20 protein-coding genes are annotated in these 24360 nt (G+C 29.0%); 1 reads left to right on the forward strand and 19 read right to left on the reverse strand.

Annotated elements, in window-relative coordinates; translation table 11 throughout:
- Positions 1 to 199 precede the first annotated feature (199 nt).
- From ACJDTP_RS25795 to ACJDTP_RS25825, 7 genes are all read right to left on the reverse strand, one after another.
- Positions 200 to 1048, reverse strand: coding sequence for a metallophosphoesterase (locus tag ACJDTP_RS25795; RefSeq protein ID WP_077837069.1), 849 nt, complete (start codon positions 1046 to 1048; stop codon positions 200 to 202).
- A gap of 39 nt (positions 1049 to 1087) precedes the next feature.
- Positions 1088 to 2284 carry an Mbeg1-like protein gene (locus tag ACJDTP_RS25800; protein ID WP_406762827.1) on the reverse strand — a complete coding sequence of 399 codons (1197 nt, stop codon included), beginning with the start codon at positions 2282 to 2284 and terminating at the stop codon, positions 1088 to 1090.
- A gap of 176 nt (positions 2285 to 2460) precedes the next feature.
- Positions 2461 to 3459, reverse strand: coding sequence for an inorganic phosphate transporter (locus ACJDTP_RS25805; RefSeq protein WP_077837071.1), 999 nt, complete (start codon positions 3457 to 3459; stop codon positions 2461 to 2463).
- A complete protein-coding gene (locus ACJDTP_RS25810) occupies positions 3452 to 4075 on the reverse strand; it encodes a DUF47 domain-containing protein (RefSeq protein WP_077837072.1) in 624 nt (207 codons plus the stop codon). Before ACJDTP_RS25810 ends, ACJDTP_RS25805 begins: the two co-directional genes overlap by 8 nt.
- Positions 4076 to 4801: 726 nt before the next feature.
- Positions 4802 to 6736, reverse strand: a complete 1935-nt coding sequence (locus ACJDTP_RS25815; RefSeq protein WP_077837073.1) for a [FeFe] hydrogenase, group A — start codon at positions 6734 to 6736, stop codon at positions 4802 to 4804.
- A gap of 503 nt (positions 6737 to 7239) precedes the next feature.
- Positions 7240 to 7905, reverse strand: coding sequence for an HAD family hydrolase (locus ACJDTP_RS25820; RefSeq protein WP_406762828.1), 666 nt, complete (start codon positions 7903 to 7905; stop codon positions 7240 to 7242).
- Between the two features lie 101 nt (positions 7906 to 8006).
- The gene (locus tag ACJDTP_RS25825) at positions 8007 to 8666 is read right to left on the reverse strand and encodes a nitrite/sulfite reductase domain-containing protein (RefSeq protein ID WP_077841668.1); all 660 of its coding nucleotides are present in this window, start codon (positions 8664 to 8666) and stop codon (positions 8007 to 8009) included.
- A 449-nt stretch (positions 8667 to 9115) separates the two neighbouring features.
- Here ACJDTP_RS25825 and ACJDTP_RS25830 point away from each other — a divergent pair, with 449 nt between their 5' ends.
- Entirely contained in the window at positions 9116 to 10345 is a 1230-nt protein-coding gene (locus ACJDTP_RS25830; RefSeq protein WP_077837076.1) for an MFS transporter, read from the forward strand.
- Between the two features lie 129 nt (positions 10346 to 10474).
- Here the strand turns inward: ACJDTP_RS25830 and ACJDTP_RS25835 are convergent, their stop codons facing one another.
- From ACJDTP_RS25835 to gpmA, 12 genes are all read right to left on the reverse strand, one after another.
- The gene (locus ACJDTP_RS25835; RefSeq protein WP_406762829.1) at positions 10475 to 12013 is read right to left on the reverse strand and encodes a histidine kinase N-terminal 7TM domain-containing diguanylate cyclase; all 1539 of its coding nucleotides are present in this window, start codon (positions 12011 to 12013) and stop codon (positions 10475 to 10477) included.
- 257 nt (positions 12014 to 12270) lie between these two features.
- Complete coding sequence (locus ACJDTP_RS25840) at positions 12271 to 12663, reverse strand: zinc ribbon domain-containing protein (protein WP_406762830.1); 393 nt, start codon at positions 12661 to 12663, stop codon at positions 12271 to 12273.
- A gap of 162 nt (positions 12664 to 12825) precedes the next feature.
- Positions 12826 to 13989: an ABC transporter substrate-binding protein gene (locus ACJDTP_RS25845; RefSeq protein WP_406762831.1), complete on the reverse strand. Its 1164-nt coding sequence runs from the start codon at positions 13987 to 13989 to the stop codon at positions 12826 to 12828.
- A gap of 191 nt (positions 13990 to 14180) precedes the next feature.
- Positions 14181 to 14894 carry an ABC transporter ATP-binding protein gene (locus ACJDTP_RS25850; RefSeq protein WP_077841672.1) on the reverse strand — a complete coding sequence of 238 codons (714 nt, stop codon included), beginning with the start codon at positions 14892 to 14894 and terminating at the stop codon, positions 14181 to 14183.
- Positions 14887 to 15657, reverse strand: a complete 771-nt coding sequence (locus tag ACJDTP_RS25855; RefSeq protein WP_171771074.1) for an ABC transporter ATP-binding protein — start codon at positions 15655 to 15657, stop codon at positions 14887 to 14889. Before ACJDTP_RS25855 ends, ACJDTP_RS25850 begins: the two co-directional genes overlap by 8 nt.
- Complete coding sequence (locus ACJDTP_RS25860) at positions 15657 to 16715, reverse strand: branched-chain amino acid ABC transporter permease (protein ID WP_077837082.1); 1059 nt, start codon at positions 16713 to 16715, stop codon at positions 15657 to 15659. Before ACJDTP_RS25860 ends, ACJDTP_RS25855 begins: the two co-directional genes overlap by 1 nt.
- A gap of 2 nt (positions 16716 to 16717) precedes the next feature.
- Positions 16718 to 17620, reverse strand: coding sequence for a branched-chain amino acid ABC transporter permease (locus ACJDTP_RS25865; RefSeq protein ID WP_011969087.1), 903 nt, complete (start codon positions 17618 to 17620; stop codon positions 16718 to 16720).
- Positions 17621 to 17634: 14 nt separating this feature from the next.
- The gene (locus ACJDTP_RS25870) at positions 17635 to 18801 is read right to left on the reverse strand and encodes an ABC transporter substrate-binding protein (protein ID WP_017212966.1); all 1167 of its coding nucleotides are present in this window, start codon (positions 18799 to 18801) and stop codon (positions 17635 to 17637) included.
- Positions 18802 to 19385: 584 nt separating this feature from the next.
- Positions 19386 to 20126 (reverse strand): tetratricopeptide repeat protein, encoded by a 741-nt coding sequence (locus ACJDTP_RS25875; RefSeq protein ID WP_078117106.1) that lies wholly within the window; start codon positions 20124 to 20126, stop codon positions 19386 to 19388.
- Positions 20127 to 20342: 216 nt separating this feature from the next.
- Positions 20343 to 20987, reverse strand: coding sequence for a lactate utilization protein (locus ACJDTP_RS25880; protein ID WP_406762832.1), 645 nt, complete (start codon positions 20985 to 20987; stop codon positions 20343 to 20345).
- 529 nt (positions 20988 to 21516) lie between these two features.
- Complete coding sequence (locus ACJDTP_RS25885) at positions 21517 to 22917, reverse strand: MATE family efflux transporter (protein WP_173707448.1); 1401 nt, start codon at positions 22915 to 22917, stop codon at positions 21517 to 21519.
- A gap of 357 nt (positions 22918 to 23274) precedes the next feature.
- A complete protein-coding gene (gene gpmA, locus ACJDTP_RS25890) occupies positions 23275 to 23973 on the reverse strand; it encodes a 2,3-diphosphoglycerate-dependent phosphoglycerate mutase (RefSeq protein WP_406762833.1) in 699 nt (232 codons plus the stop codon).
- Positions 23974 to 24360 lie beyond the last annotated feature (387 nt).

Genomic DNA, 24360 nt, shown 5'->3' on the forward strand with positions numbered 1-24360 from the left:
TTTTGTTCATTTTATATTAATGGATATTTTTCACAATAAATTATTTTGGGAATTTCATTTTGCAACATATATATATTTAGTCTTTGTATCTGTTATGATTTTATACAGTAGCAGAGATATTTAGAATCTTCTTACAACCATCTTTAGACGCATTAGCAAAATAAAATAACTAAGTTTACTTTAAAAAATTTTCAAATTTCTAGGATTCATTTCTTAAAGTTATGCTTAATATTTCTGGCATATTAAATAATCTTATACCAGGTTTACTATGTCCCATTCCTCTACTTACAATAAGCTTTTTCATATCTATTGCATAAATTCCACTGTTATACTTGGGGAAAAATTTTCTTTCTGGAGAAAGTATTCCACCTATAAATGGTAATCTGATCATTCCTCCATGAACATGTCCTGATAAAACTAAATCTATATCAAATTTTGTATATGCTTTAAAATATAGCGGATTGTGAGCTAATAATATATTATATTCTTCGGAATCGCACCTTTTCAATACTTTTCCAATTACTTCTTCTATATTTGACGGCCTATTTCTTGTTTTATAAAATGAAAGAGGGATATTTATGCCATAAATATTAAGACAACTCCCCTTTTCTTCAATAGTGATTTTTTCATCATTTAATATAGTTATATTAAATTCACTCAGCCTTTTTATGATAAAATCTAAATCGTGCTTTTTTAATCTCTGTTCATGGTTACCTATAATATAATATATTTTATAACTTTTACTCAAAGTTTCTGCTAACTTAAAAAAAATACTAAAGTCTTTATCATATTTATTAACCATGTCTCCAGTCATAACGATAATATTGGGAGCTTCAGCATGAATTTTTTTAATTACTTGGGAATTATCTTTCCCGATAAAATTATAGTTATGAAAATCTGATAAATGAACTATTTTAAATTTATTAAATTCTTTTGGAATCTTATTACTTTTTATTTCATATTTAGATAATTTTATAATTTTATTATCTAGATATATTAATGTAGAGATTAAAGCAAAACCCGATAATGTCAATAAATTTTTAATCATTTATTTACTCCATTTCTTTCAATACTATTTTTTATACCTCTAAATTTCATTCTCAATCCTATATATTAGCTCATCAACTGAACTCGACATGCTCTGTATTAACTCTATTTGGCTCTTATCTATTATTTGCAATTTTTTTACCGCCATACTTTCTAATAACTTCATTCTTACTACTACATTATTAAGCAATTCCTTTGAATTGCTTTCCTCTATAATAACAAAATCCTTCCAAAACAATAATGGTAATATTAATATCTCTGATACAGCATATCCTATACTAAAAAATTCTTTATAGTTAGAACAGTCATCATGGCAAAACATTATTAAATATTCACCTAATGATTTAAATAGATTATCCTTACCATCCGTCCTACACAATATGAGCTCTATTACATTTACTATGCCATCTATCACTAAATATCTTAAATTATCGGGCAAATTTGATATTATACTAGAAGAAAAGTAATTAATTATTTTTAAAAATTCAGCTTCGTTTGTCTCATCTCTTAAATTGCCATTTTCGTCTAAAAGCACACTTGCCTTATGATAATCAAATGGGTTAATCTGAATTTCGGTTTTTATATATATATTCTTTTCTGATATCGAATTAAATAAACAGTTTACATAATCATATTTTGCATTTATAGATATAATCTTTTCCTTGTTTTTGCTAATCTCTTCTTCATACCTACTGATAAACTCTTTTGAAAATCCTTGTCCATTAATAGAAACACATTTACTTACCTTAGGAGAAAATATTGATACGTATTGAGCCTTGTTTCCTCCCTTAGAATGGCCAGTAACCGTAATATCACTATATTCAAGGCTATTTATATATTTTAAGGCCTCTATTTGTTCCAGTGTATCATATTCATAAGCACCTTTGCCATTATCATTCCACTCTTTTGTTGTAGCTGTTCCCCTAAAAATTACTGTTGCATTTCCATCTTCGCTTAAGAAACATGCATACTCCATTCCATTATTATAACTATTTACATTTTTAATTCTTAGATTCCTTAAATTTGGTTTAACTTTTATTTGATTTAATATCATTATCCATTCTTTTGTATCCATTCTTATTATACAATCTCCAATAGCGTTCATAAGATAGTCAAAATTATCACTTTTCAATAAATTATCTACAAGATTTATAAGTTTTTCGTTTTCTTTTATATCCCATTTCAAATATATCAGATTGTCTAGAAGTATCAACTCTTCATAAGTCAAACTGCTCATTCTGCCTCCATATAATATTACATTGATTATCTTTATATTAATAAATTATTCATATAATATAAAAATAAACCTATAAATCTCAGTTATATGAAATCTATAGGTTTATTATTTTAAAATATCATTTATTGCATATATATGATTTTAGCATAAGTTTCTCGAGCTTATTGCTCAAATGCTTACATAAACAGCTTAGCTATAAATATAATAAATGCTGAAAGAGCTGCTGTTATTGGAATAGTTAAAATCCAAGCCCAAACTATATTTTGAGCAACTCCCCACTTTACAGATTTAATTCTTTTAGAGGCTCCTACTCCCATTACAGTTGTTGAAATAATGTGAGTTGTACTTACTGGAGCGTGAAATAGTGTTGCTAAAAATATTACAGCTGCGCCTCCTGTTTGAGCCGCAAATCCATTTACTGGTGTTAATTTTGCCATTCCACTTCCCATTGTTTTGATAATTTTTTTTCCTCCAGATGCTGTTCCAAGAGCCATAGCTATAGCACAACATGCTATAACCCATGTTGGCACTTCAAATGTGCTGATAAGTCCACCACTTAATAACGCCATAGTTATTAATCCCATAGACTTTTGAGCATCATTACTTCCATGATTTAATGCCATAAGTGAACCAGCAACAACTTGTAATTTCAAAAAGATTTTATTTATTATTCCAGGCTTAAATGGCTTTAATATCCAATTCAGCAATATCATTAATATGTATCCAACTGTGAAACCAATAATTGGTGCAATAAATATCCATATTACTACATCATGAAAAAGATTATACCAATTTACTACATCAAATCTCAAATTATAAGCTATTCCGCCACCAACTAGTGCACCTATTAACGCATGAGATGAACTACTTGGAATACCAAAATACCATGTTATTATGTTCCATATTATTGCTGAAATTAAAACTCCTAATATAACCCATTGAGGCATAGAATTATGACTTACTATGTTTTCTCCTACAGTTTTTGCAACCGCTGTTCCTGCGAATGCACCAATGAAATTAAAAATTGCACATATTACTATAGCTGTTTGCGGTTTAAGTGCCCTTGTTGTTATAGAAGTAGCTACCGCTGTTGCTGTATCATGGAATCCATTGATAAAGTCAAATATTAATACTGTAATTACTATTAATACCGTTATAGTCATAGTACTAAACATTCTTAATGACAACTCCCTCTACAATATTTGCAATTTTTTCACACTTATCAATAGTGTTTTCTAATATTTGATATATTTCTTTCCATTTTATAATTTCTATAGGATCTTTTTCATTTCTGAACAAATCACCTACTGTATTTCTAAATAAACGATCTACTTCACTTTCTATTTGGTTTATTGTTAGTATTTTTTGATTTATGCTATTTTTGCCACCTATTAAATGAAGTTCATCCATTAATTCAGATATGAGTTTTGTACACTTTATTATCATATCAGCTAAATATTTTGCTGGTTCTGTACTTTTAGTAACGTTAAACATTACAAATCTATGTATTGTTGAGTTGATTAAATCTAAAATATCATCTAACCTTTTAATCAATAGATAAATATCTTCTCTATCAAAAGGAGTTATAAATGAATCATTTAATTCTTTAACCATAACATTTACTAATCTATCACCGTTATGTTCTAATTCTTCGATCTTGCTAACATTAAGTTCAATATTGGATAATGAGTTTAGGCTTTCTCTTAATACTTTTGCACCTTCCTCTACATTTTGTGCAGCTTCTATAAACATTTTATAGAATTTATCTTCTTTTGGATTTAAATTAAACATATTATCACATCTCCCTATAAAATATAAATATTCGACATATTGTTAAATATCATAATCCAGTAACAAGTATATTCTATTTTGTAACACTTTTAAACTCTTTTTAAAAAACTTAACCTAATTTTAATATTACTCACCTTATTTTAACAATTGTAGTATTTCTTGAATCACTTCAAATTATGTTATCTTACTACTAAAAAATTAATAGCCAACATCCACCTCGTTATCAATTGATAATAATTATATGATCTCTTTTATTTATTTTAAATAAAATTTCATAATAATATTATTTGATCTATTTATTAGATGATAAAATATTAATATTACTTGGCTTAAATAAGTAAATTAAAATAGCTAAAGATATATAAACAAACACTATTCTTTATGCTATAACTTGGATAATTTCATTATACAAAATACAAATGTATTATATATAATTGAATCCGATTTTCTCTCAAAATATTTTAATGAAAGATACTTATTAAATATATAATAAAATTTAACATTACATAAAGAATATTTAAATATACTCATAATCATATGAAAAACACGTACACATTCATTTTATAAATTTCAATTGCATATGTAAAGAAAATTATAAAAATGCTCTTTCAAATAATAAACTGTAAAAAATCATATTATTCTATATTTTAATATAATTTTAAGAAAAACCTCGATATTTAACATCGAGGTTTTTCCATAATTTTAAATCAAACTCAAATTCATGTTCTAATCTTTTTTTACTCTTGGAAAATATACTGTATGGAGTAATTCATGAGCTTTATTACTTAATGGATGATCTAAATATTTTTCATATATAGCAAGTACTTCTGGATTTTCATTTGATCTTCTAAGTGTCTTTGATCTATCTATATTATTCAATCCTTCTGCTCTTTTTTGTAATGCTGCTTGTTTATTTCCCTTTGTTTTAGGTTGACCACCACCGCCGATGCATCCACCTACACAAGCCATTATTTCTATTGCATGGAAGAATTCTTCTCCTGATCTTATTTTATCTAACATCTTAGCTGCTTCCCTAAGTCCATGAGCAACACCTATTCTTAATTTTATATCTCCAGCTTCAAGTTCGCAAACTCTGAATCCATCCCAACCTCTAAGGCCTTCAAATTCTATATTATCAAATCTTTCTCCAGTCATCTTTTCAAGAGCTGTTCTTGTAGCTGCTTCTATAACTCCACCTGTTCTACCAAAGATAATTCCAGCTCCAGTATATTCTCCCATAACTGTATCTATTTCTTCATCTTCAATTTCTTTTAAGTTTATTCCTGAATTCTCGAATATTTTAATAAGTTCCCTTGTTGTTATTACATAATCAACATCATAATTCATATCTACTGAAAATTCCGCTCTTGAAGCTTCATACTTCTTTGCAATACATGGCATAATAGCAACCGAAGTAACTTCATCTCTTGAAAGCCCCTTCTCTTTTGCCCATATTTCTTTAGCCACTATAGCAAACATCTCCATTGGAGATTTAGCTGAAGAAGGAACATCTAACATATCTCCATAATTCTGCTCTATAAATTTAATCCATGAAGGACAACATGAAGTAAGAATTGGAAGTTTTACACTCTCATCTCCAGCTAGATGTCTTTCAAGTCTTTCTTGAAGTTCTGCTGCTTCTTCCATTATTGTTAAATCAGCTCCCCAGCTTGTATCAAACACATAATCTACTCCTAGTTTTCTAAGACCTGCTGCTATTTTCTTTTCAACATTCTCTCCTGGTTCAAAGCCAAAAGCTTCACCTATCGCAACTCTAACTGCTGGTGCCATCTGAGTAATTACAACCTTATTAGGTGTCGCTAAATCTCTAAGAAATAACATAGTATTATCTCCTGCACTTATTGCATCAACAGGACATGCAGACACACATGCGCCACAATGTGTACATCTATTATAATCTATTTCATGTTTCTTTTTTAATTCTCCATCTATACAATCAACAGGACATGCTCTTTTGCAAGCTCCACATCCAATACACTTTTTAGTGATTGTTAGTTTTACTAAATGGTTACATTGTGATGTATAACACTTCTTTTCTTCTATATGTTCTTCAATTTCTTCATAGAATTTATCTATTATTTCTTCCATGATATTATGCTTTTGGTTCATTTTACTTTTCACTGTCACTGCAAGATTTCTCAAAAGATAAATCTCACGCATATTAGACACACCTTTACTTATTCTGTTTAATATATTAAACATTTCAGTTATGTCCTCTTTAACAACCTCATAGTTCTTATAAGATCCATCTTTAATTTTTGCTAGTAAATATTCTATATAAAATTTTTCAAACTGAATAATACAGTCTTCTTGTGATAAAACAATAATTGTTCTTGCAATATTTTCATAAAATATTCCAAAATCAAATTCTTTATCTAAGCTATCCTCTGTTAAAAAACCACCGAAAGGAAGTCCTATTTGAGCTGCTTTAAAGTTACTTTTGTTTATAAGCCCACCACATAATTGTATTATTTCATTAAGGGTAGCCCCTTCTGGAACTTCTATTATCCCTGGATTGTTAACTTTTCCACATATAGCAATTTTTCTGCCGTTTGACAGTTCTTTTAATTCATCTTCGCTAAAAACAGAAAAAACTGAACCTAATGCACTTTGTATAAAAGATTTTTTATTATCTCCCATAATATTCACTCCTTAACATTTTGTCTTCTTTTTATTTTCAAATCTAATCATATAAAATATATATTATTTAGTATAATTGTTTATTATTTTTAACAAAACCGTCGCATAATAATCTATTGTATCTATTAACGCACTATTTTAATAAAGAAAATCCATATATATGATACACCATATTTCGCGAATTCTTCAAGTTAATAAAACTTTCTTAACACGTTTAATAATAAACTTATTATCCTCCCCCTTAAGTTAATAACGAGATAAATACGAAGCTCTCTATTTTATGCGTCGCCAATCTATTATAACATATATTTATAGAAAATTATTAAATATTATATGATTATTTTATAAAAAAAGACAACAAATTTATTATTAATAAATTTGTTGTCTAAAATAAGTATTATTTTAGAATAATCTCCAAGCTATGTACCGCATTTTATCAAAATAGTAAGATAATAAATATTTATAAAAACACAATTTAGCGTAAATTCTGAATATATTAATTATTACCTATCAATATTCTTACTTAAGTACGCCTTAATATCTAGTAAATTCTCAAAGCTTCTATGACAATACTTTAGTATATCATTGTCGGCTTTCTTAATATCTTCTACATGTATTCCTATCATTTTAGCTTTATAGGCTCCTTCAATACCTGCAGCAGAATCCTCTATAACAATACAATCTTCAGGATTTACACAAAGCTTTTTAGCCGCCTTTAGAAATATTTCTGGATCTGGTTTGGCTTTTACTACATCATCACCATAAACCATAACATCAAAATCTTCTTTTATATCAGTATTTCTAAACTGAATATTGGCTCGTTCTCTTTTAGCCGATGTCGCAAGAGCTATTCTATATCCTCTCTCTTTTAGAAACTCTAAAATTTCCTTCGCGCCTTCCTTAATAGCAACTTGACCACTTTCTACTGCATTCTTTAATTCCTTATCTTTTTCTTCATACATTTGTGTTATAGGCAAGTCTTCTCCATATAACTCTAAAAATTTCTTGATTACGTTTTTCCGACCTCTTCCCATTACAGAAATATAAACATCATCACTCATATTATATCCATACTTCTTAAAAATCTTTCTCCAAGTCTCTAAGTATACTCTCTCTGTATCGAATATAACTCCATCCATGTCAAATAACACCGCTTTTATTTTTTTCATTATTCCCCCGTGAATTAATTTTTTTATTTAATCAAAATTCTACCTTGTTTAAAAAACTCTTTAGGTATTATCTATATAAGTCTAAATTATTTATAAGGAATTTATATGTCTATACCTTTTAGAACCTCTTGATTAAATTTCTCAATTCCGATTCTATCAATAAAAAATCCCAACTTTTCTCCTGCTTCTGCATTTTCTATATAATATTCAAAAATATTATCCACTAAACTCAACGCTTGGCTTTCTGTTATATCTTTAGCAATGATATCTGACATTCTTGGATTATAACCTCCTGATCCCCCTGCTGCAACAATGAATCCAGTTTTATCTGCTATTACTCCAATATCTTTACTATAAACGCTTCCACAAGCATTCCTACAGCCTGCTACTCCTATTTTAGTCCTACATGGCATTTCCATCCATTGATATTTTCTTGAAAGTTTCATTCCTGTCCCAATTGTGTTATATTTAGATCTTTTACAGTATCCAGCCGGACATATTTCAACATTCTTAACTGAATTTTGTGTTTTAACTGCTGGCTCCATTCCAAGTTCATTCCAAATGCTTTCTAAGTCTTCTTGCTTAAGATTAGTTATTAATATCCTTTGTCCTGAAGTTATTTTTAATATACCATTATATTTTTTTGCTACATCCACAATTTTTTGCATAGTCTCCACAGTAATAAAACCGCCTGGAATATGCGGAGTTATCCCAAAAGTTCTCTTTCCATTACTTATCTTCTGAAGATTTCCAAAACTCATATTACATCCTCCTCTTATGTGTATTAATAATATTTAATACTAGATTAATGTTTATTTTATCATATTTTTAACATAAATAATTATTTACAGTTGATGAATTCTTTTTCAAAATAACTTTTTTCCATTTTATTCTCCATCAATTTCGAATTTTTTGCCTTATTATATCTTAACCCAAAGCTAATTTTTAACCAATAAATTTTATGTTAATAAATTTATTTTTTATATCAAATCACACAATCCATTTAATAGATTCCTTAAAAATTTTAAGAGTTTATGGCTTTACTTATAGAATAGGAAGAAAATAATTCCATTATTAACTTGATACGTGTTCTTCTCCGTTATATACTATTAATAATGCTATTTAATATATTATAAACCTATAATTTACTTATGTTTATGAATGTTTATTTAGCCATAATAATCTATATACAGAAAGGTTCTGAAATATAATGATTTCAACTAAAGATAATTCTGCTTTGCTCAAAAATAAATCATTAAGACTATTAATGACAGCACGTGTATCCACTAATTTCGCATATCAAATGATTACAGTTGCTATTGGATGGCAGATGTATTCATTAACTCATTCGGCATTTTATTTAGGTCTTGTTGGACTAGTTCAGTTTTTACCAATGCTTTTTCTCTCTCTTTTTGTCGGACATATATCGGATAGGTATGATCGCAGAAGAATAGTAACCTTAAGCCAAGTAACTCAAAGCGTGTTTATTTTTATTATGGCTTTTGGGAATTATAATGAGTTAATTACTAAAGAACGGTTTTTAATTCTCATTTTCTTTATAGCGGTAGCTCATTCTTTTGAAGGCCCACCAATGCAAGCTTTATTGCCTAATATTGTTAGTAAGGAGATTTTCCCGAGAGCTTCTGCTTTAATGTCTTCAGTTTCAGAATTTGCAGTTATTATAGGACCAGCTGTTGGTGGAATTTTATATTCTTTTGGCCCAACACTAGTTTTTTTATTAACTGGTATCTTATATTTAATATCAGGCATTCTTATATATCAGATTTCAATCAAGAAAGAAAAATTTAAATCTGAGCCAACTACTATAAAATCTTTATTCGCAGGAATATCTTTTATAAAGAGCAGACCTATAATACTTGGGGCGATATCACTAGATTTATTTGCAGTATTGTTTGGTGGCGCAACTGCCTTACTTCCAATTTACGCAAGTAGCATTCTAATGATAGGTTCTTTTGGTTTAGGAATACTAAGATCTGCTCCTGCCGTTGGAGCATTATTAATGTCTGCTTATCTTGCAAGAAAACCATTAAAACACAAGGTAGGGAAGACAATGTTCATAGCTGTTATATTCTTCGGTTTGTCTACTATAGCTTTTGCAATATCTAGATCTGTTATAATATCTTTCATTGCTCTTTTGATTTTAGGTGCTTCCGATGTAATTAGCGTTGTTATACGATCTACGCTTGTTCAACTTAATACTCCAGATTATATGAGAGGACGAGTTAGCTCTGTAAATATGATATTCATAGGAACTTCTAATCAGCTTGGTGAATTTGAATCAGGAATTACAGCGTCTTTATTCGGGACTGTTCCCGCTGCTCTTATTGGAGGCATTGGAACTATAGCAGTTGTAATGCTATGGATGAAATTATTTCCTTCTATATTACATGTCGATAGATTTGAAGCAAGCAAAAACTAAAAATGTATTTTTAGTTCATGATCTTTTAATTAAATATCTTAAAATAGAAAAACTTTAAATAGTATTATAATAACTATTTAAAGTTTTTTTACTTTGTAATAATCAATGTGCTACACCATTTATAATAATCTAACTATTCCCCATTTTTATAGAAACCCTATTTCTTCCTAAACTCTTCGCTTCATACAAAGCTTTATCTGCAAATTTAATCATATTTTCCAAATCTCTTTCTCTAACTGATGTAAATATCCCAAAAGAAGATGTTATTTTTATACATTTATTGTCATGGAGTATTTCTAAATTTTCAATCCTTCTCCTTATTGTTTCACCAATTTCTAAAGCTTTTTCTGAATTAGCGTTATCTAGTAAAATTAAAAATTCCTCTCCACCATATCTTCCTATATAATATTTTTTCCCCAATAATTCTTTACAAATATTCATTACCTTTTTTAAAACAATATCACCTGTAGGATGCCCATAAGTATCATTAATAGTTTTAAATTTATCTATATCCATCATTAATAGAGACATATGTTTCTTATCCGAACAAGCTTCAATTTTTTCCTTTGCAATTTTATAGAAATACTTTCTATTATATACTCCTGTCAAAACATCAGTGATGCCGTAGTATTCAAGTTTCTTAATCATTAAAACTTGTTCAGTATTATCACTCAAAACAATAACTTTCCCCTTCCCTCTATTATTATTAATTAGTGTAAGTTTTCCTTTAAAATAATAGAGTTTGTTCTTTATTTTAATTTCACAGTTGAAGCTAGTTTCTTTTTCTTCATATATATATTGAATAATTTCCTGATACTCTTTAAACTCTGTGCATACGTCTTGTCCTATTGCTAGCTTTGATTTTATATTAAAAATTTTCTCTGCTATATTATTCATATCTATTATTTTATTTTCTTGGTCTAACACTAATATTGCTTCAGAAATATTATCAAAAATAACATGTCTAGCAATAGTAGCTGTTTCAAAGATATTTGATTTAAACAAAGCGTATGTATATATCAAACAAAATACTCCCATAAAAATTGGAACTATATCTATTCTTATAGACGTAATCCTTGACATGTATATCCAATATCCAACCCAAGGAATAAATGATGTAAGCATGATTTTAAAACTTCTCTTTTTATATAAACTGTTTTCTTTTCTATAAAAAATTAAATACAGACTATTCCCTACTATGAAGCATACATTTACAAAAATTACGCATATAACATATACAATGCCTGGTTTAAGATTTGCAATATATAGATTATCTGCAATGTCAACTGTGTAACTTTTATAAAATAGATGATGATAGTCATTAGTAATATTTAATACCACTAATACCGTAGGCAAAGAAAATAACAACATATAGAGCTTTTTAGTAATATACCTACTTTTATTAGTATATTCTAGAGCCATGATAACCCAAAAAGCCGGAATGGATGCTATTCCTATATACTCTATCCCAGTAAACAATTTCATAAAGGTTAAATTAGGACATATTAATTCAAAAGAATAAAATAAACTATATATAAAAACACTTAAAATAACACCTAAAAGACCGTTTAAATGTATTCTTCTTTTTTTATAAAATAAAAATATGCATAATTGCGCTGAAACAAATGCTGTTAAAAACATTGCAAGAAATATTATATAATTAACCATTTAATATCCTCTTTCATAATCACTAATTCTTTAATATATTATTATCTTAAAGTCAATTTCGACTTTTGGAATTAGAAACCTATTCTATCATTATATATTATAAAACCCATGTTATTCCATTTCAATAACTATTACAATATATTTCTATAGTTAAAGATTTCTCTATCAATATTTACTCGAATCAACGTGATTTTGTGAAACTTTTAATTAGAGAAAAAAAATCAAGTAGCTACAACGGCTACTTGATTTTTTTTAATTTAAAATTTAATCCTATTCCCACAATGAGGACAAAATTGAAAACTTGTGTCAACTTCCATACCACAGTTCCTGCATATACCACTATTATAATTATCTCTATAATTACTGCTTTCTAGCTCCTCAAGATCCCAATAAGTTATATTTACAGGTTCGTTATTCTCAATGGCTTTTCCTTTGTTCACTGAAATACTAAAGTTAGTTCCACATCCATCACATATTATATAATATTTTATATTCCACTTAAAAATGGGAATAAAGAAAAAATGAAAATAATTAAAATTTTTTATCAGCTTTCCCCGAAAAAATTTATTACATTTTTTACAGTTTAAATTGTCTAAAATCTTTATTTCTTTATTTTTATTTTCAATGCCAAATATACCTATAAAAAACATACAACCATTTACCTCTATCTATAAATATTATTTTATATATCTTCGAATACTAAGCATACATTTAGACTCCTTGTAAATCAAGTTATTCAATTAGGACTACAATATTAGAACTTAATTGTAATATACATTATATATTTTATTAAAGTATTTATATGTTTAATTCTATTCAGGCTTTATTGTATCTAAATAAGTAAACTTACCATCTTTAACTATCTTTAAAACAGCTTCTTTTACTGCATTATTGTTTTCATCAATTGTTATTACTCCTGCTGCCCCAGGAAAATCTTTTGTTTTTGCGATTTCATCTCTAATTTTAACTGGATCTGCAGAATTAGCTCTCTTAATTGCGTCTAAAATTACTAGATATGCATCATACCCTAACGCTGTAGCTGCTGCTGGCTCTTTATTATATTCCTTTCTGTATTCATCAAGAAAAATTTTTGATTCTTCAGTTATAGGTGTCTCAGTTGCAAAAAATGTTGAAAATACAGTTCCTTCAACATCCTCTTTACCTATATCTAAAAATTCCGGTGTCTCCCAGGTATCAGCTCCAATTATTGGGGCTGTGATTCCAAGTTGTCTTGCTTGCTTTATTATCATTGCTCCCTCAGTAAAATTACCTGGAGCAAATATTACATCAGGATTGCTTCCTTTAATATTTGTAAGCTGTGCTGAGAAATCTTGATCTCCTGTATTATAATTCGATTTTGCTACAACAGCATTATTATCATCAGTTAGCTTTTTGAATTCATCAGTAAAGAATTTGCAAATCCCAACTGAGTAATCACTTGAGACCTCTTGAAGAATTGCTACCTTTTTAGCCTTTAACTTATTAGCTGCGTATTTTGCCATAACAGTTCCTTGAAAAGGATCAATAAAGCAAACTCTAAAATAATAATCATTTCCTGCAGTTACTAATGGGTTTGTACAAGTTACCCCTACAGCTGGAACCTTAGATTCCTGTACTATATCACCTGCTGCCATAGAGAATCCACTTCCATAGCTTCCTATAATAGCATCAACATGCTCCTGTTCAATAAGGTTTGCGGCTGCACTAGCTGCTTCAACTTTATCAGATTTATTATCTGCAAAAACTAGTTCGACCTTTTTACCAAGAACAGTTGGATAAATCTTATTTGCAAGTTTTGCACCTTCTGCTTCTAGCTGTCCACCTGCTGCATTTGCACCTGTCATTGGTTCAAATACACCTATTTTTATTACATCACTATCATCATTAGCTCTTGTGCCTGATTTTGAATTACAACCTCCTAAAGTAAAAGAAGTCATCATAGCTATAACCAAAAGCAATGAAATTTTTCTTTTCATCTATATGTCCCCTTAATATTTAAATATTAATTTAATCTTATCAGTATACACAGTATAAAAAAATTATAGTTTTTTCACACTACATTTTAGCAATAAGAATAAAATAAATTTCTTAAATGCAAAAAATAACAAGTCAGTATTTTGTTATTTCCTGACTTGCCATTTCTTCTTTAAATACGAAAATTTTCATATTATAAAGCTTCACCAAGATAAGCTTTTTTAATTTCATCATTAGAAAGTAATTCTTGCCCTGAGCCACTTAGTGTTATTCTTCCAGTTTCCATAATATAACCAATATCAGCAATTTTTAAAGCTGCATTTGCATTTTGCTCAATTAGTAGAACTGTCATGCCTTCTTCATTAATTTTTTTTATAATTCCAAATAATTCTTTTACGATTATTGGTGCAAGTCCTAAAGAAGGCTCATCCATCATTATTAACTTTGGTCTTGACATTAGTGCTCTTCCTATGGCGAGCATTTGTTGCTCACCTCCTGAAAGAGTTCCCGATAATTGCCAAGTTCTCTCCTTAAGTCTTGGGAAAAGTGAATATACCTTTTCCAAGTCTTCCTGAATACCTGATTTATCCTTTCTTGTATAAGCACCTATCTTTAAATTTTCTAGTACTGTAAGGTCTGAAAAAACTTTTCTTCCTTCTGGTACTAATGCTATACCTTTTTTCACCATAAGTTCCGTATTAAGCTTAGTTAAATCAGTTCCATCATCAAAACTTATAGTTCCACTCTTTGGTTTAACTAGACCTACTATAGATTTTAGCGTAGTACTTTTTCCTGCACCATTGGCACCAACTAAAGTTACAATTTTCCCTTCTGGTACCTCTAAGCTTATTCCTTTTAATGCTTCAATTCCACCATAAGCGACTACTAAATTATCAATTTTAATCATCTTCAGATACCCCCAAATATGCATCTATAACCTTTTTATCATTTTGTATTTCAGAAGGTGTACCTTCAGCTATAGTTATTCCATATTCAAAAACCTGTATTCTATCTGATAAACCCATAACCATATTCATATGATGCTCTATCATAAATATAGTTAAATCGAATTTATCCTTAATTTCTCTAACAAAATCTGTAAGCTCATCAGTTTCTGTAGGATTCATCCCTGCTGCTGGCTCATCAAGAAGAAGAAGCTTTGGATTAGTAGCAAGTGCTCTTGCTATTTCAAGTTTTCTTTGCATTCCATATGGAAGAGAATTTGCTTTTTCATTTCTTAGCTTTTCAAGACCTACCTCTTTTAAAAGCTCTAAAGATTTCTCAACCATCTCTTTTTCTTCTCTTTTATACCTAGGAAGCTTTAACATCGCTTCAAGACAGTTTGACTTAATATGAACATGATTTGCTATTAAAACATTATCAAGTACACTCAAATCTTTAAAAAGTCTTATGTTTTGAAATGTCCTTGCTATACCAGTTTGCGTTATTTTATCTTGTCTCATTCCTGTAATATTAGTATCATCAAAAATTATTTTTCCTCTAGTAGGAGTATAAACATTAGTAATCATGTTAAAAGCTGTAGTTTTACCAGCTCCATTAGGTCCAATTAAAGAAATTATTTCTCCTTGATTAATTTGAAGGTTAAAGTCTTTTACAGCCGTAAGTCCTCCAAACTGCATAGTCGCGTTTTGTACATTTAATAATGTCATTACTTGTCTCCTCCTTTTTCTAGAGGTCTATCATTAGAATATTTAAATATTGATTTCCAAGAAAATTCTTTTGTTCCCATTATTCCATGTCTGAAGAATAGTACTATTATCATAAGCAAAATTGAGAAAATAACCATTCTAAGTCCTGGTATTCCTGAAAAGCTAAATATTCCCAAATCAAATTGTTTTTCCATATCCAAAAATCTTAAAGCTTCTCCAAGTATTGTTACGATGAAAGCTGATATAACTGTTCCTGTAACGCTTCCCATTCCTCCAATAACTATTATAAGAAGTATATTGAACGTAAGGCTGAACTTAAACATATTAGGATCAATTGTTCCCATTAAGTTCCCAAGTAATCCACCTCCAACTCCAGCAAAGAAAGCACCAATAGCAAATCCTATTACTTTATGTTTGAATAAACTTATTCCCATACTTTCAGCTGCAATCTCATCTTCTCTAATTGATTTTAGAGCTCTTCCATATGAACTATTTATAAGTGATAGCAATATTATTATTGTCACAATTGCTATTCCAAAGCTCCAATATAGGTTTGTCATATGAGGAATACCACGAAGACCCAAAGCTCCATTTGTTAAACCTTGTATATTAGTAATAACTATTCTTATAATTTCTGCAAATCCTAAAGTAACAATAGCCAAATAGTCACCCTTAAGCCTTAAAGCCGGAGCACCTATTAAAACTGCTATAAATGCTGATAAAAGACCAGCTATTAACAAAGCTACAATAAACGGTACCGATATATGATTAAAAGGCGCCATTAATGGTTCCATAAAGAAATTTTGATTTTTAACTTTTTCGCTCATTGTAAGCAATGCAGTTGTATAAGCACCTACTGCTATAAATCCTGCATGTCCTAGTGAAAACAATCCTGTAAATCCATTTATTAGATTTAAACTTAGTCCAAGAACTGTATATATTGCACATAAATTTAAGATTCTAATTTTATAAGAGTCCAAGCTATTATTTGCAACAAATAAGAGTAAAAATACAATTGCAATAAGAGCTATATTTAAAAATTTATTTTTATTGTTCATTTTTACACCTTCTCTGTTAAATTTTTGCCCATTATTCCTGTAGGCTTAAATAGCAATATTACGATTAATAGTATAAATGCTAAAGCATCTCTATACCCTGTAAGTCCAGGGAAGAACCCAATTAACATAATTTCAGCTAGTCCAAGTATAAAACCACCAATAACTGCTCCCTTAATATCTCCTATACCACCAATTACAGCTGCTATAAAACATTTAAGACCTGGCATCATTCCCATAAGTGCAACTATTTGTGGATATTTTACACACCACATCATAGAACCCACTGCAGCCAATCCCGATCCTATAGCGAAAGTAAATGATATTGTCTTATTTACATTTATTCCCATAAGCCTTGCAGTTTCAACATCTTTTGAAGCTGCTCTCATTGCCATACCAATATTCGTATTATTAACTAAGTGTAATAAAACAAATAGTATTACTATTGTAACAACTGGAATTATAAAAGTAAGTCTTTGAATTGAAATTCCACCTATAACTATTACATCTGTAAATAGCTTTACATCTGGAAATGCTTTAGGTCTTCCTCCAAATAAAACAACTGCTAAATTTTCAAGTAAGAAGGATACACCAATAGCTGAAATTAAAGCTGAAATCTTAGGTGCATTTCTTAACGGTCTATAAGCAGTGAATTCAATTCCCATTCCAAGGAATGCTGTTATAACCACTGCAATTATAAAAGCAAAGTACCAAGGTAGTCCAAATGTTGCAACTCCGAAAAATCCGAAATATGCAGCCATCATAAATATATCTCCATGCGCAAAATTTATAAGTTTTAATATTCCATAGACCATAGTATATCCTATAGCTATAAGTGCGTATAAACTTCCTAGTGAGATACCATTTGCTAAATTTTGCATAAATGTGCTTAAATTCATTAAAGTCATATTTTCACCCCTAATTAATTTTCTTCAGGTTTTATTGTATCAAGATAAGTAAATTTACCATCTTTAACTATCTTTAAAACTGCGTCTTTTACTGCATTGTTATTTTGATCTATAGTTATTACTCCTGCAGCACCAGGAAAATTCTTGGTTTTTGCAATTTCATCTCTAATTTTTACTGGATCTATCGAATTAGCTCTCTTAATTGCATCTAAAATTACTAGATATGCATCATATGATAAAGCTGAAACCGCTGCTGGTTCTTTATTATATTCTTTTCTATATTCATCAAGAAAGACTTTTGATTCGTTAGTTATAGGAGTCTCACTTGCAAAAAAAGTAGAAAATACTGTTCCATCAACATCTTCTTTACCTATATCTAAAAATTCTGGCGTTTCCCAAGTATCTCCTCCAATTATTGGAGTAGTTATTCCAAGCTGTCTTGCTTGTTTTATTATCATAGCTCCTTCTGTAAAATTACCTGGAGCAAAAATCACATCTGGATTACTACTCTTTATATTTGTGAGTTGAGCTGTAAAATCCTGATCACCTGTATTATAGTTAGCTTTAGCTATAATTGCATCTTTATCTCCTGTAATCTTTATAAATTCATCGGTAAAGAACTTACAAATTCCAACTGAGTAATCACTTGAAACCTCTTGAAGTAAAGCTACTTTTTTAGCTTGTAATTTATTTGCTGCATATTTTGCCATAACAGTTCCTTGAAAAGGATCTATAAAACAAACTCTAAAGTAATAATCATTACCAGCTGTTACAAGAGGATTTGTAGCTGAGGCTGCAACTGCTGGAACCTTGGCATCTTGTACAACATCTCCTGCCGCCATAGAGTTTCCACTTCCCCAGCTTCCTATAATTGCATTAACTTGTTCCTGTTCCACAAGATTTGATGCTGCACTAGCCGCTTCAACTTTATCTGATTTATTATCTGCAAAAACCAGCTCAACTTTTTTTCCATTAACCGTTGGATAGAGCTTGTTCGCAAGTTTTACGCCTTCAACTTCTAGCTGTCCACCAGCTGCGTTAGCACCGGTCATTGGCTCAAATACACCAATTTTTATAACATCGCTGTCTATATTTGCTTTAGTATTTGATTTTGAACATCCCGCCAGCGTAAATGTAGTTGTCATAGCCAGCGCCAAAAGTAAAGAAATTTTTTTCTTCATAAAATAAGCCCCCTAGTATTAGTTTTATTTTCTTAAGGTGTACGCTGTAAAAAAATAATAATTTGACAATAAGATTTACAAAAAACATAGAAAATAATTAACCAGCTATTCATTGTTTAAATATTACTATTCTTTTTAATATTTCTATTGAAATTGTTTATATAAATTAATCCCTAAAGTATAAAATTATTAATTTATTAATTTAATCCGACGATTATTAACAAATTATATATTATCCTATATCTGCTCATCTGTCAACCCACGAAAGACATTTGTATTCTCTACAAATATAAATATTAGAACTATATTATTAAAAAACGTTCGTTATGTAGAAATGTTATGATAGTTTTTACAAGTTAATTTATATATATATCAGTTATGTATTTCTTAGTCTCTATCTCTTTTAATTAATTCTAGTCTAGAAAGATATTTTGCTTTACTTTTCAGAATGTATTAAATTAATTTACATACAATATTTTAACGTTGCTTACCTTTGGCTTATTAAACCTTATTAAAACACAAAAAAGCTTAATGTTACTAAAATATAACATTAAGCTTTTTTATCTATACAATTTTCTTATAGATTAAAATCCCGCTGGCTCTGATTTAGCACCAGCTTCATGCATTTCTTTGATCGCTTCTACATACATGCTTTTATCTTCTACAATCTTAGCGGCTTGCTCATAGCAATATAATGCTTTATTTAAATCTTCAATATGATAATAACATGCAGCTAATCTATTGATTAAATCAGGATTTCTCCTATTTATTTTTAGTGCCATTTTATAATATCTTACTGCACTTTTATAGTTCATACTATATTTATCTCTCTCATTAAATTCTACTATATTTTCTTTACTTAAATATATATTTCCTATACACTCATAAGTCGCACAGATTAATAATTTATGATCTTCCTTTTCATTTTTTGAGATGTTCTTTTCGCCTTTTCTAAGATGATCTAATGCATTTTCTATGTTTCCTAATTCTGCATACGAAAGTCCCATATATATGTGGGTTAATGAATCATCAGAGTCTTTACAATATACATTAAATGCTTCAATCGCATCTTCATTTTTACCTAACTTTCTATATACTAGACCTTTTATAAAATATGAATAATAATTTTCTTTATTGAATTCAGCTGCTTTTTCTGTAAAATATAATGCCTTATCTAGCTTTCCTTTTTTCAAATCACCCATTGCAAGATCATTTAAAACTAGTGATAATTGCTTTTCACTTGTTATAGTTCCACCTTTAACATTTATCCTATTCTCTTCTAAAAAACTCTTTATTTTGTCTTGTATATTTTGATTATCTTCCATTTTGTTCCTCACTTTTTATCTTTATTTTAATAACAAATGCTAAAAATGTTAATTATTAATTCTAGCATTTTTATTTTCATATATATTTATATATTATTTTTCATTTTATTACAATAAATACTTTATTAAATTTTTAATTTATATCCACTTTATAAAAATGTATGTTTATCTTAATATAATTATCAAAATATATTAAGTATTTTTAATTCATTGTAACTAAAAGCCTCCACTTTCTCCCATAATTATTACAGTTATATCTGTGGTCATAGGCTTTCTTCTCATAATTGAATATACTCTGCATATCCTAGTTTGCGATTTACAATTCATGCATATGCCAGTTTTTGAACAAGGATTCGGCTTCTCAAGTCTCTTATTATTCATAGGTGATGCTATATTCTCCAATCGTTCAAAAGCTGCTGCTTCATCTTTACATATCTTATCAACACTTGCTACAATTATGACTTTTCTAGGTCCAAAAGTCATAGCTGATATCCTGTTTCCCATTCCATCTACATTAATAAGAGTCCCATCTAAAGTTATAGCATTACTACTACATAAATATAGATCACTAAATATCTCCTCTCTTGCAATAGACATAGCCTCTTCTACACTTGATGCTTCTCCATGCTCAAAAACTCTCCCTCCAGCAGCCTTAACTTTATCCTGAATTTTCATATCAGATATTGTCACTGAACCACCAAAACCGACCTTAGTACCTGCTTTCACATATTTCATAATAAATTCTATTGCCTCATCTTTAGTTGCCAAATATACCGCATCAAAATCATTTTTTATCAAAGCATCTACTACTCTTTTTCCATTTATATCTTTATGCCACTTTATCACTGATTTTCCGTCCATAATCTCACTCCCGATCTTCTAATTATAGCATTTATATAAAACCTATTTTATATTCTTAAGTATATATATTATAAATTTTATATATTCAGTATTTTACATTCAAATATCTGTGGAAATTTTTCACCAATATTAATTTATCTAGTTTCACTTTCCTTTTAATCTTCTATACTAAACTTAGTTTTATCAAAACTAAAAATTCTTCTGTTATTATATCTATCAAACTTCTGCTCATCTTCACTGATTTTCTAAACAAACACGTCATAACTTCATTAAATATTAAAACATTTTATATAACTCTAGGATAAGTTATTTGTTCAAAATATATGATTTATCTTAGAAGCTAAGAAATAAATATAAATTCAATATTTAATTGCAAGTCACTCTATTAGAGGTATAGATTTAAACATAATTAAAATATTCAAGAAAATGAAATAAGGAATGAACTAAGATTATTGGTGTTAAATAATCCTATTTCATTCCTTATTACATAAATCTTACGACAATACAAAGTTACTATATAAACTAACTTTTACTTACTTATATAATTGCATGCATCTATATTTGATTCATACAAACAGCTTTTCTTTTTTGAATATTCTATATCTATTCTTCTAATGCTAATATAGTATGCACTTATAAGCGGAATACATGCTCCAAGCCATGCTAATGGATTAGCCATACATACGCCTAAAAAACCTAACGGTCGTGATAATATAATTGCAGCGAACGTCCTCATTAATAATTCCATAATTCCTGCTACTGTTGGAATAAAACTTTGTCCTAATCCTTGAAGCGTATATCTATATATAAACAGTAGTGAAAGTAAAAAATAATTTAATCCGTTTGAAGTTAAATATATTTGCGACAACCTAATAACTTCTTTTTGATCATATCCAACAAAGATTCCTGTAAGAAAATAACCTGCAAAAGTATTTATAAGGCCCACTATAATACTAAATGCTACTGATATAAAAACACATTTCTTTACGCCTTCTTTAATTCTATCAATTTTTTCCGCACCAAAATTTTGAGCTGTGTATGTAGCCATTGTTATACCAAATGACATCATAGGTTGAGTTGCGAGAGTATCTATTTTCTGAGCAGCAGTATATGCAGCTACAGAAGTAGCCCCAAGGCTATTTAATGCAAATTGTAATATGATAGCTCCAATTGCTATTATAGATGCCTGAAATCCCATTGGTAGAGAAATTTTAATGTGTTCTAAAAAAGTTTCTTTGGATAACTTTAAGTCACTCTTCCTTAACTTAAGTATGGGCAAATTTCTCTTTATGTACCACATACACAATAATGCCGATACTCCCTGGGCTATAACAGTTGCACAAGCTGCCCCAGTTACTCCCATCTTGAATATTAATATAAATGCAAATTCTAAAATTATATTTAAAATACACGCTACCACTAGGTATATTAATGGAGTTTTGCTATCTCCCAAAGCTCTAATAATATTAGAAAAAAAATTAAAAAACATTGACGCTATTATTCCAATAAATATTACTACTACAAAATTATATGCATCATCAACAATTTCTACAGGTGTATTCATTAGTTCTAATATAGGTCTAGCTAGAATCGTGCTTATAGTTGTAAGAATTATAGTTATTATCATGCTAATAACTATGCCTGTAAAGTAACTTTTCTTAACTCCTTCCTTATCATCTGCACCAAATTTTTGTGCAGTAATGATTGAAAGTCCAGATGTTAAACCTTGAGCAAACCCTAAAATTAAAAACATTATACTTCCTGTACATCCTACTGCTGCTAAAGCATTTACGCCTATTGTACGACCAACAATAAATGTATCTGCTATGTTGTAAAATTGTTGAAATATATTTCCTATTAATAAAGGAATAGTAAACAGCAATATCAATTTTGCCGGATTTCCTTTTGTTAAATTTCTAGTTATCATCATTTAATGTCTCCCCCTTAAAGATATTAGTAAAAATTAATTTATATTAGTCAAACATTTAGTACGATACCACAAAAATATCCTATTTGAATTCTGTACTCCACAACTATGTAATTATACGCTTTATATTAATAGAAATATATAAACAAAAAGTACAAAATTTTATATTTAATTTGAATAAAATCACAAAAACAGTAAATCTATATATAATTTAAACATGTGATTCAGTATTTCACTCATTAACAATCATAATTTAAAATTTTAGAAGATTTACTGTCTTCGCAATAAATTATATTTCTTTATTATAGCTATTGTAATTCTTTCTTGAATTCAGATTTTTACACCAATTTATCCTATCGCTTATTCCTTATCTGATAGGTAATAATGAGTAATTGGCTTTAACTTCTCATCCAATTCATATACTAAAGGTATTCCTGTTGGAATATTCAAATCAGCTATATTATCAGCTGGAATACCATCTAAATATTTAACTAAAGCTCTTAATGTATTTCCATGAGCAGATATTATCACTCTTTTACCTGCTTTCAAATCTTGAGCTATATTTCCTCTCCATTCCTCTAACACACGTCTTTCAGTATCAGCAAGATTTTCTGTTAAGGGTATCTGTTCTTCATTTAAATCCTTGTACTTATATTCATTTCTAGGGTATCTGGTATCCTCTTTAGTCAATTCTGGAGGTTTTACATTTACAAATCTTCTCCATTTATGAACTTGCTCTTCTCCATATTTTTTAGCAGTTTCTGCTTTATTTAATCCTTGTAAGGCTCCATAATGCCTCTCGTTTAATCTCCATGATTTAAAAACAGGAATCCATGCCAAATCCATCTCATATAATATTATCCATAATGTTCTTATCGCTCTTTTTAGAACTGATGTATAAGCTACATCAAATACAAAACCATTTTTCTTAAGTATTTTTCCTGCTCTACTTGCTTCCTTTAATCCATTCTCTGACAAATCCACATCTGTCCATCCAGTAAATCTATTTTCTAAATTCCAAAGACTTTCTCCATGCCTTACTAGTACTAATTTAATCATAATCTCACCTTCTAAAGTAATTTATCACAATCACAATTTAATGATAGTTAGCAAATTCTTAAACAGTCCAAATAATGAAATCTAACTATAAAAAATTGTGCATAGAAATAAATTTCAATATATATGCTTATCTCTATTAATACCAGTATAGTCGTGTCCAAAAAATTAGTTACACGTTGTATAGTAGTTATTACAAATCCTTAAAGCTGAATTTTTATATTAAATGATTCTTTAATTATTATTTTAAATCAAAAAACTTTATAATAAAAAATATGCTCAGATGATAACTTATCATCTGAGCATATTTTTTATTACCTCGCAACGTCCTACTCTGCCACACAGTCTCCCATGCAGTACCATCGGCGCTATAGACCTTAACTTTCCTGT

Origin of the sequence: Candidatus Clostridium helianthi (assembly GCF_045310795.1) — a bacterium.
GTDB classification, from domain to species: Bacteria; Bacillota; Clostridia; order Clostridiales; family Clostridiaceae; genus Clostridium; species Clostridium helianthi.

Bases quoted from the DNA above. Each gene is read 5' to 3' on its own strand.
- ACJDTP_RS25795 (WP_077837069.1), bottom strand. From the start codon at position 1,048: ATGATTAAAAATTTATTGACATTATCGGGTTTTGCTTTAATCTCTACA.
- ACJDTP_RS25800 (WP_406762827.1), bottom strand. From the start codon at position 2,284: ATGAGCAGTTTGACTTATGAAGAGTTGATACTTCTAGACAATCTGATA.
- ACJDTP_RS25805 (WP_077837071.1), bottom strand. From the start codon at position 3,459: ATGTTTAGTACTATGACTATAACGGTATTAATAGTAATTACAGTATTA.
- ACJDTP_RS25810 (WP_077837072.1), bottom strand. From the start codon at position 4,075: ATGTTTAATTTAAATCCAAAAGAAGATAAATTCTATAAAATGTTTATA.
- ACJDTP_RS25815 (WP_077837073.1), bottom strand. From the start codon at position 6,736: ATGGGAGATAATAAAAAATCTTTTATACAAAGTGCATTAGGTTCAGTT.
- ACJDTP_RS25820 (WP_406762828.1), bottom strand. From the start codon at position 7,905: ATGAAAAAAATAAAAGCGGTGTTATTTGACATGGATGGAGTTATATTC.
- ACJDTP_RS25825 (WP_077841668.1), bottom strand. From the start codon at position 8,666: ATGAGTTTTGGAAATCTTCAGAAGATAAGTAATGGAAAGAGAACTTTT.
- ACJDTP_RS25830 (WP_077837076.1), top strand. From the start codon at position 9,116: ATGATTTCAACTAAAGATAATTCTGCTTTGCTCAAAAATAAATCATTA.
- ACJDTP_RS25835 (WP_406762829.1), bottom strand. From the start codon at position 12,013: ATGGTTAATTATATAATATTTCTTGCAATGTTTTTAACAGCATTTGTT.
- ACJDTP_RS25840 (WP_406762830.1), bottom strand. From the start codon at position 12,663: ATGTTTTTTATAGGTATATTTGGCATTGAAAATAAAAATAAAGAAATA.
- ACJDTP_RS25845 (WP_406762831.1), bottom strand. From the start codon at position 13,989: ATGAAAAGAAAAATTTCATTGCTTTTGGTTATAGCTATGATGACTTCT.
- ACJDTP_RS25850 (WP_077841672.1), bottom strand. From the start codon at position 14,894: ATGATTAAAATTGATAATTTAGTAGTCGCTTATGGTGGAATTGAAGCA.
- ACJDTP_RS25855 (WP_171771074.1), bottom strand. From the start codon at position 15,657: ATGACATTATTAAATGTACAAAACGCGACTATGCAGTTTGGAGGACTT.
- ACJDTP_RS25860 (WP_077837082.1), bottom strand. From the start codon at position 16,715: ATGAACAATAAAAATAAATTTTTAAATATAGCTCTTATTGCAATTGTA.
- ACJDTP_RS25865 (WP_011969087.1), bottom strand. From the start codon at position 17,620: ATGACTTTAATGAATTTAAGCACATTTATGCAAAATTTAGCAAATGGT.
- ACJDTP_RS25870 (WP_017212966.1), bottom strand. From the start codon at position 18,801: ATGAAGAAAAAAATTTCTTTACTTTTGGCGCTGGCTATGACAACTACA.
- ACJDTP_RS25875 (WP_078117106.1), bottom strand. From the start codon at position 20,126: ATGGAAGATAATCAAAATATACAAGACAAAATAAAGAGTTTTTTAGAA.
- ACJDTP_RS25880 (WP_406762832.1), bottom strand. From the start codon at position 20,987: ATGGACGGAAAATCAGTGATAAAGTGGCATAAAGATATAAATGGAAAA.
- ACJDTP_RS25885 (WP_173707448.1), bottom strand. From the start codon at position 22,917: ATGATGATAACTAGAAATTTAACAAAAGGAAATCCGGCAAAATTGATA.
- gpmA (WP_406762833.1), bottom strand. From the start codon at position 23,973: ATGATTAAATTAGTACTAGTAAGGCATGGAGAAAGTCTTTGGAATTTA.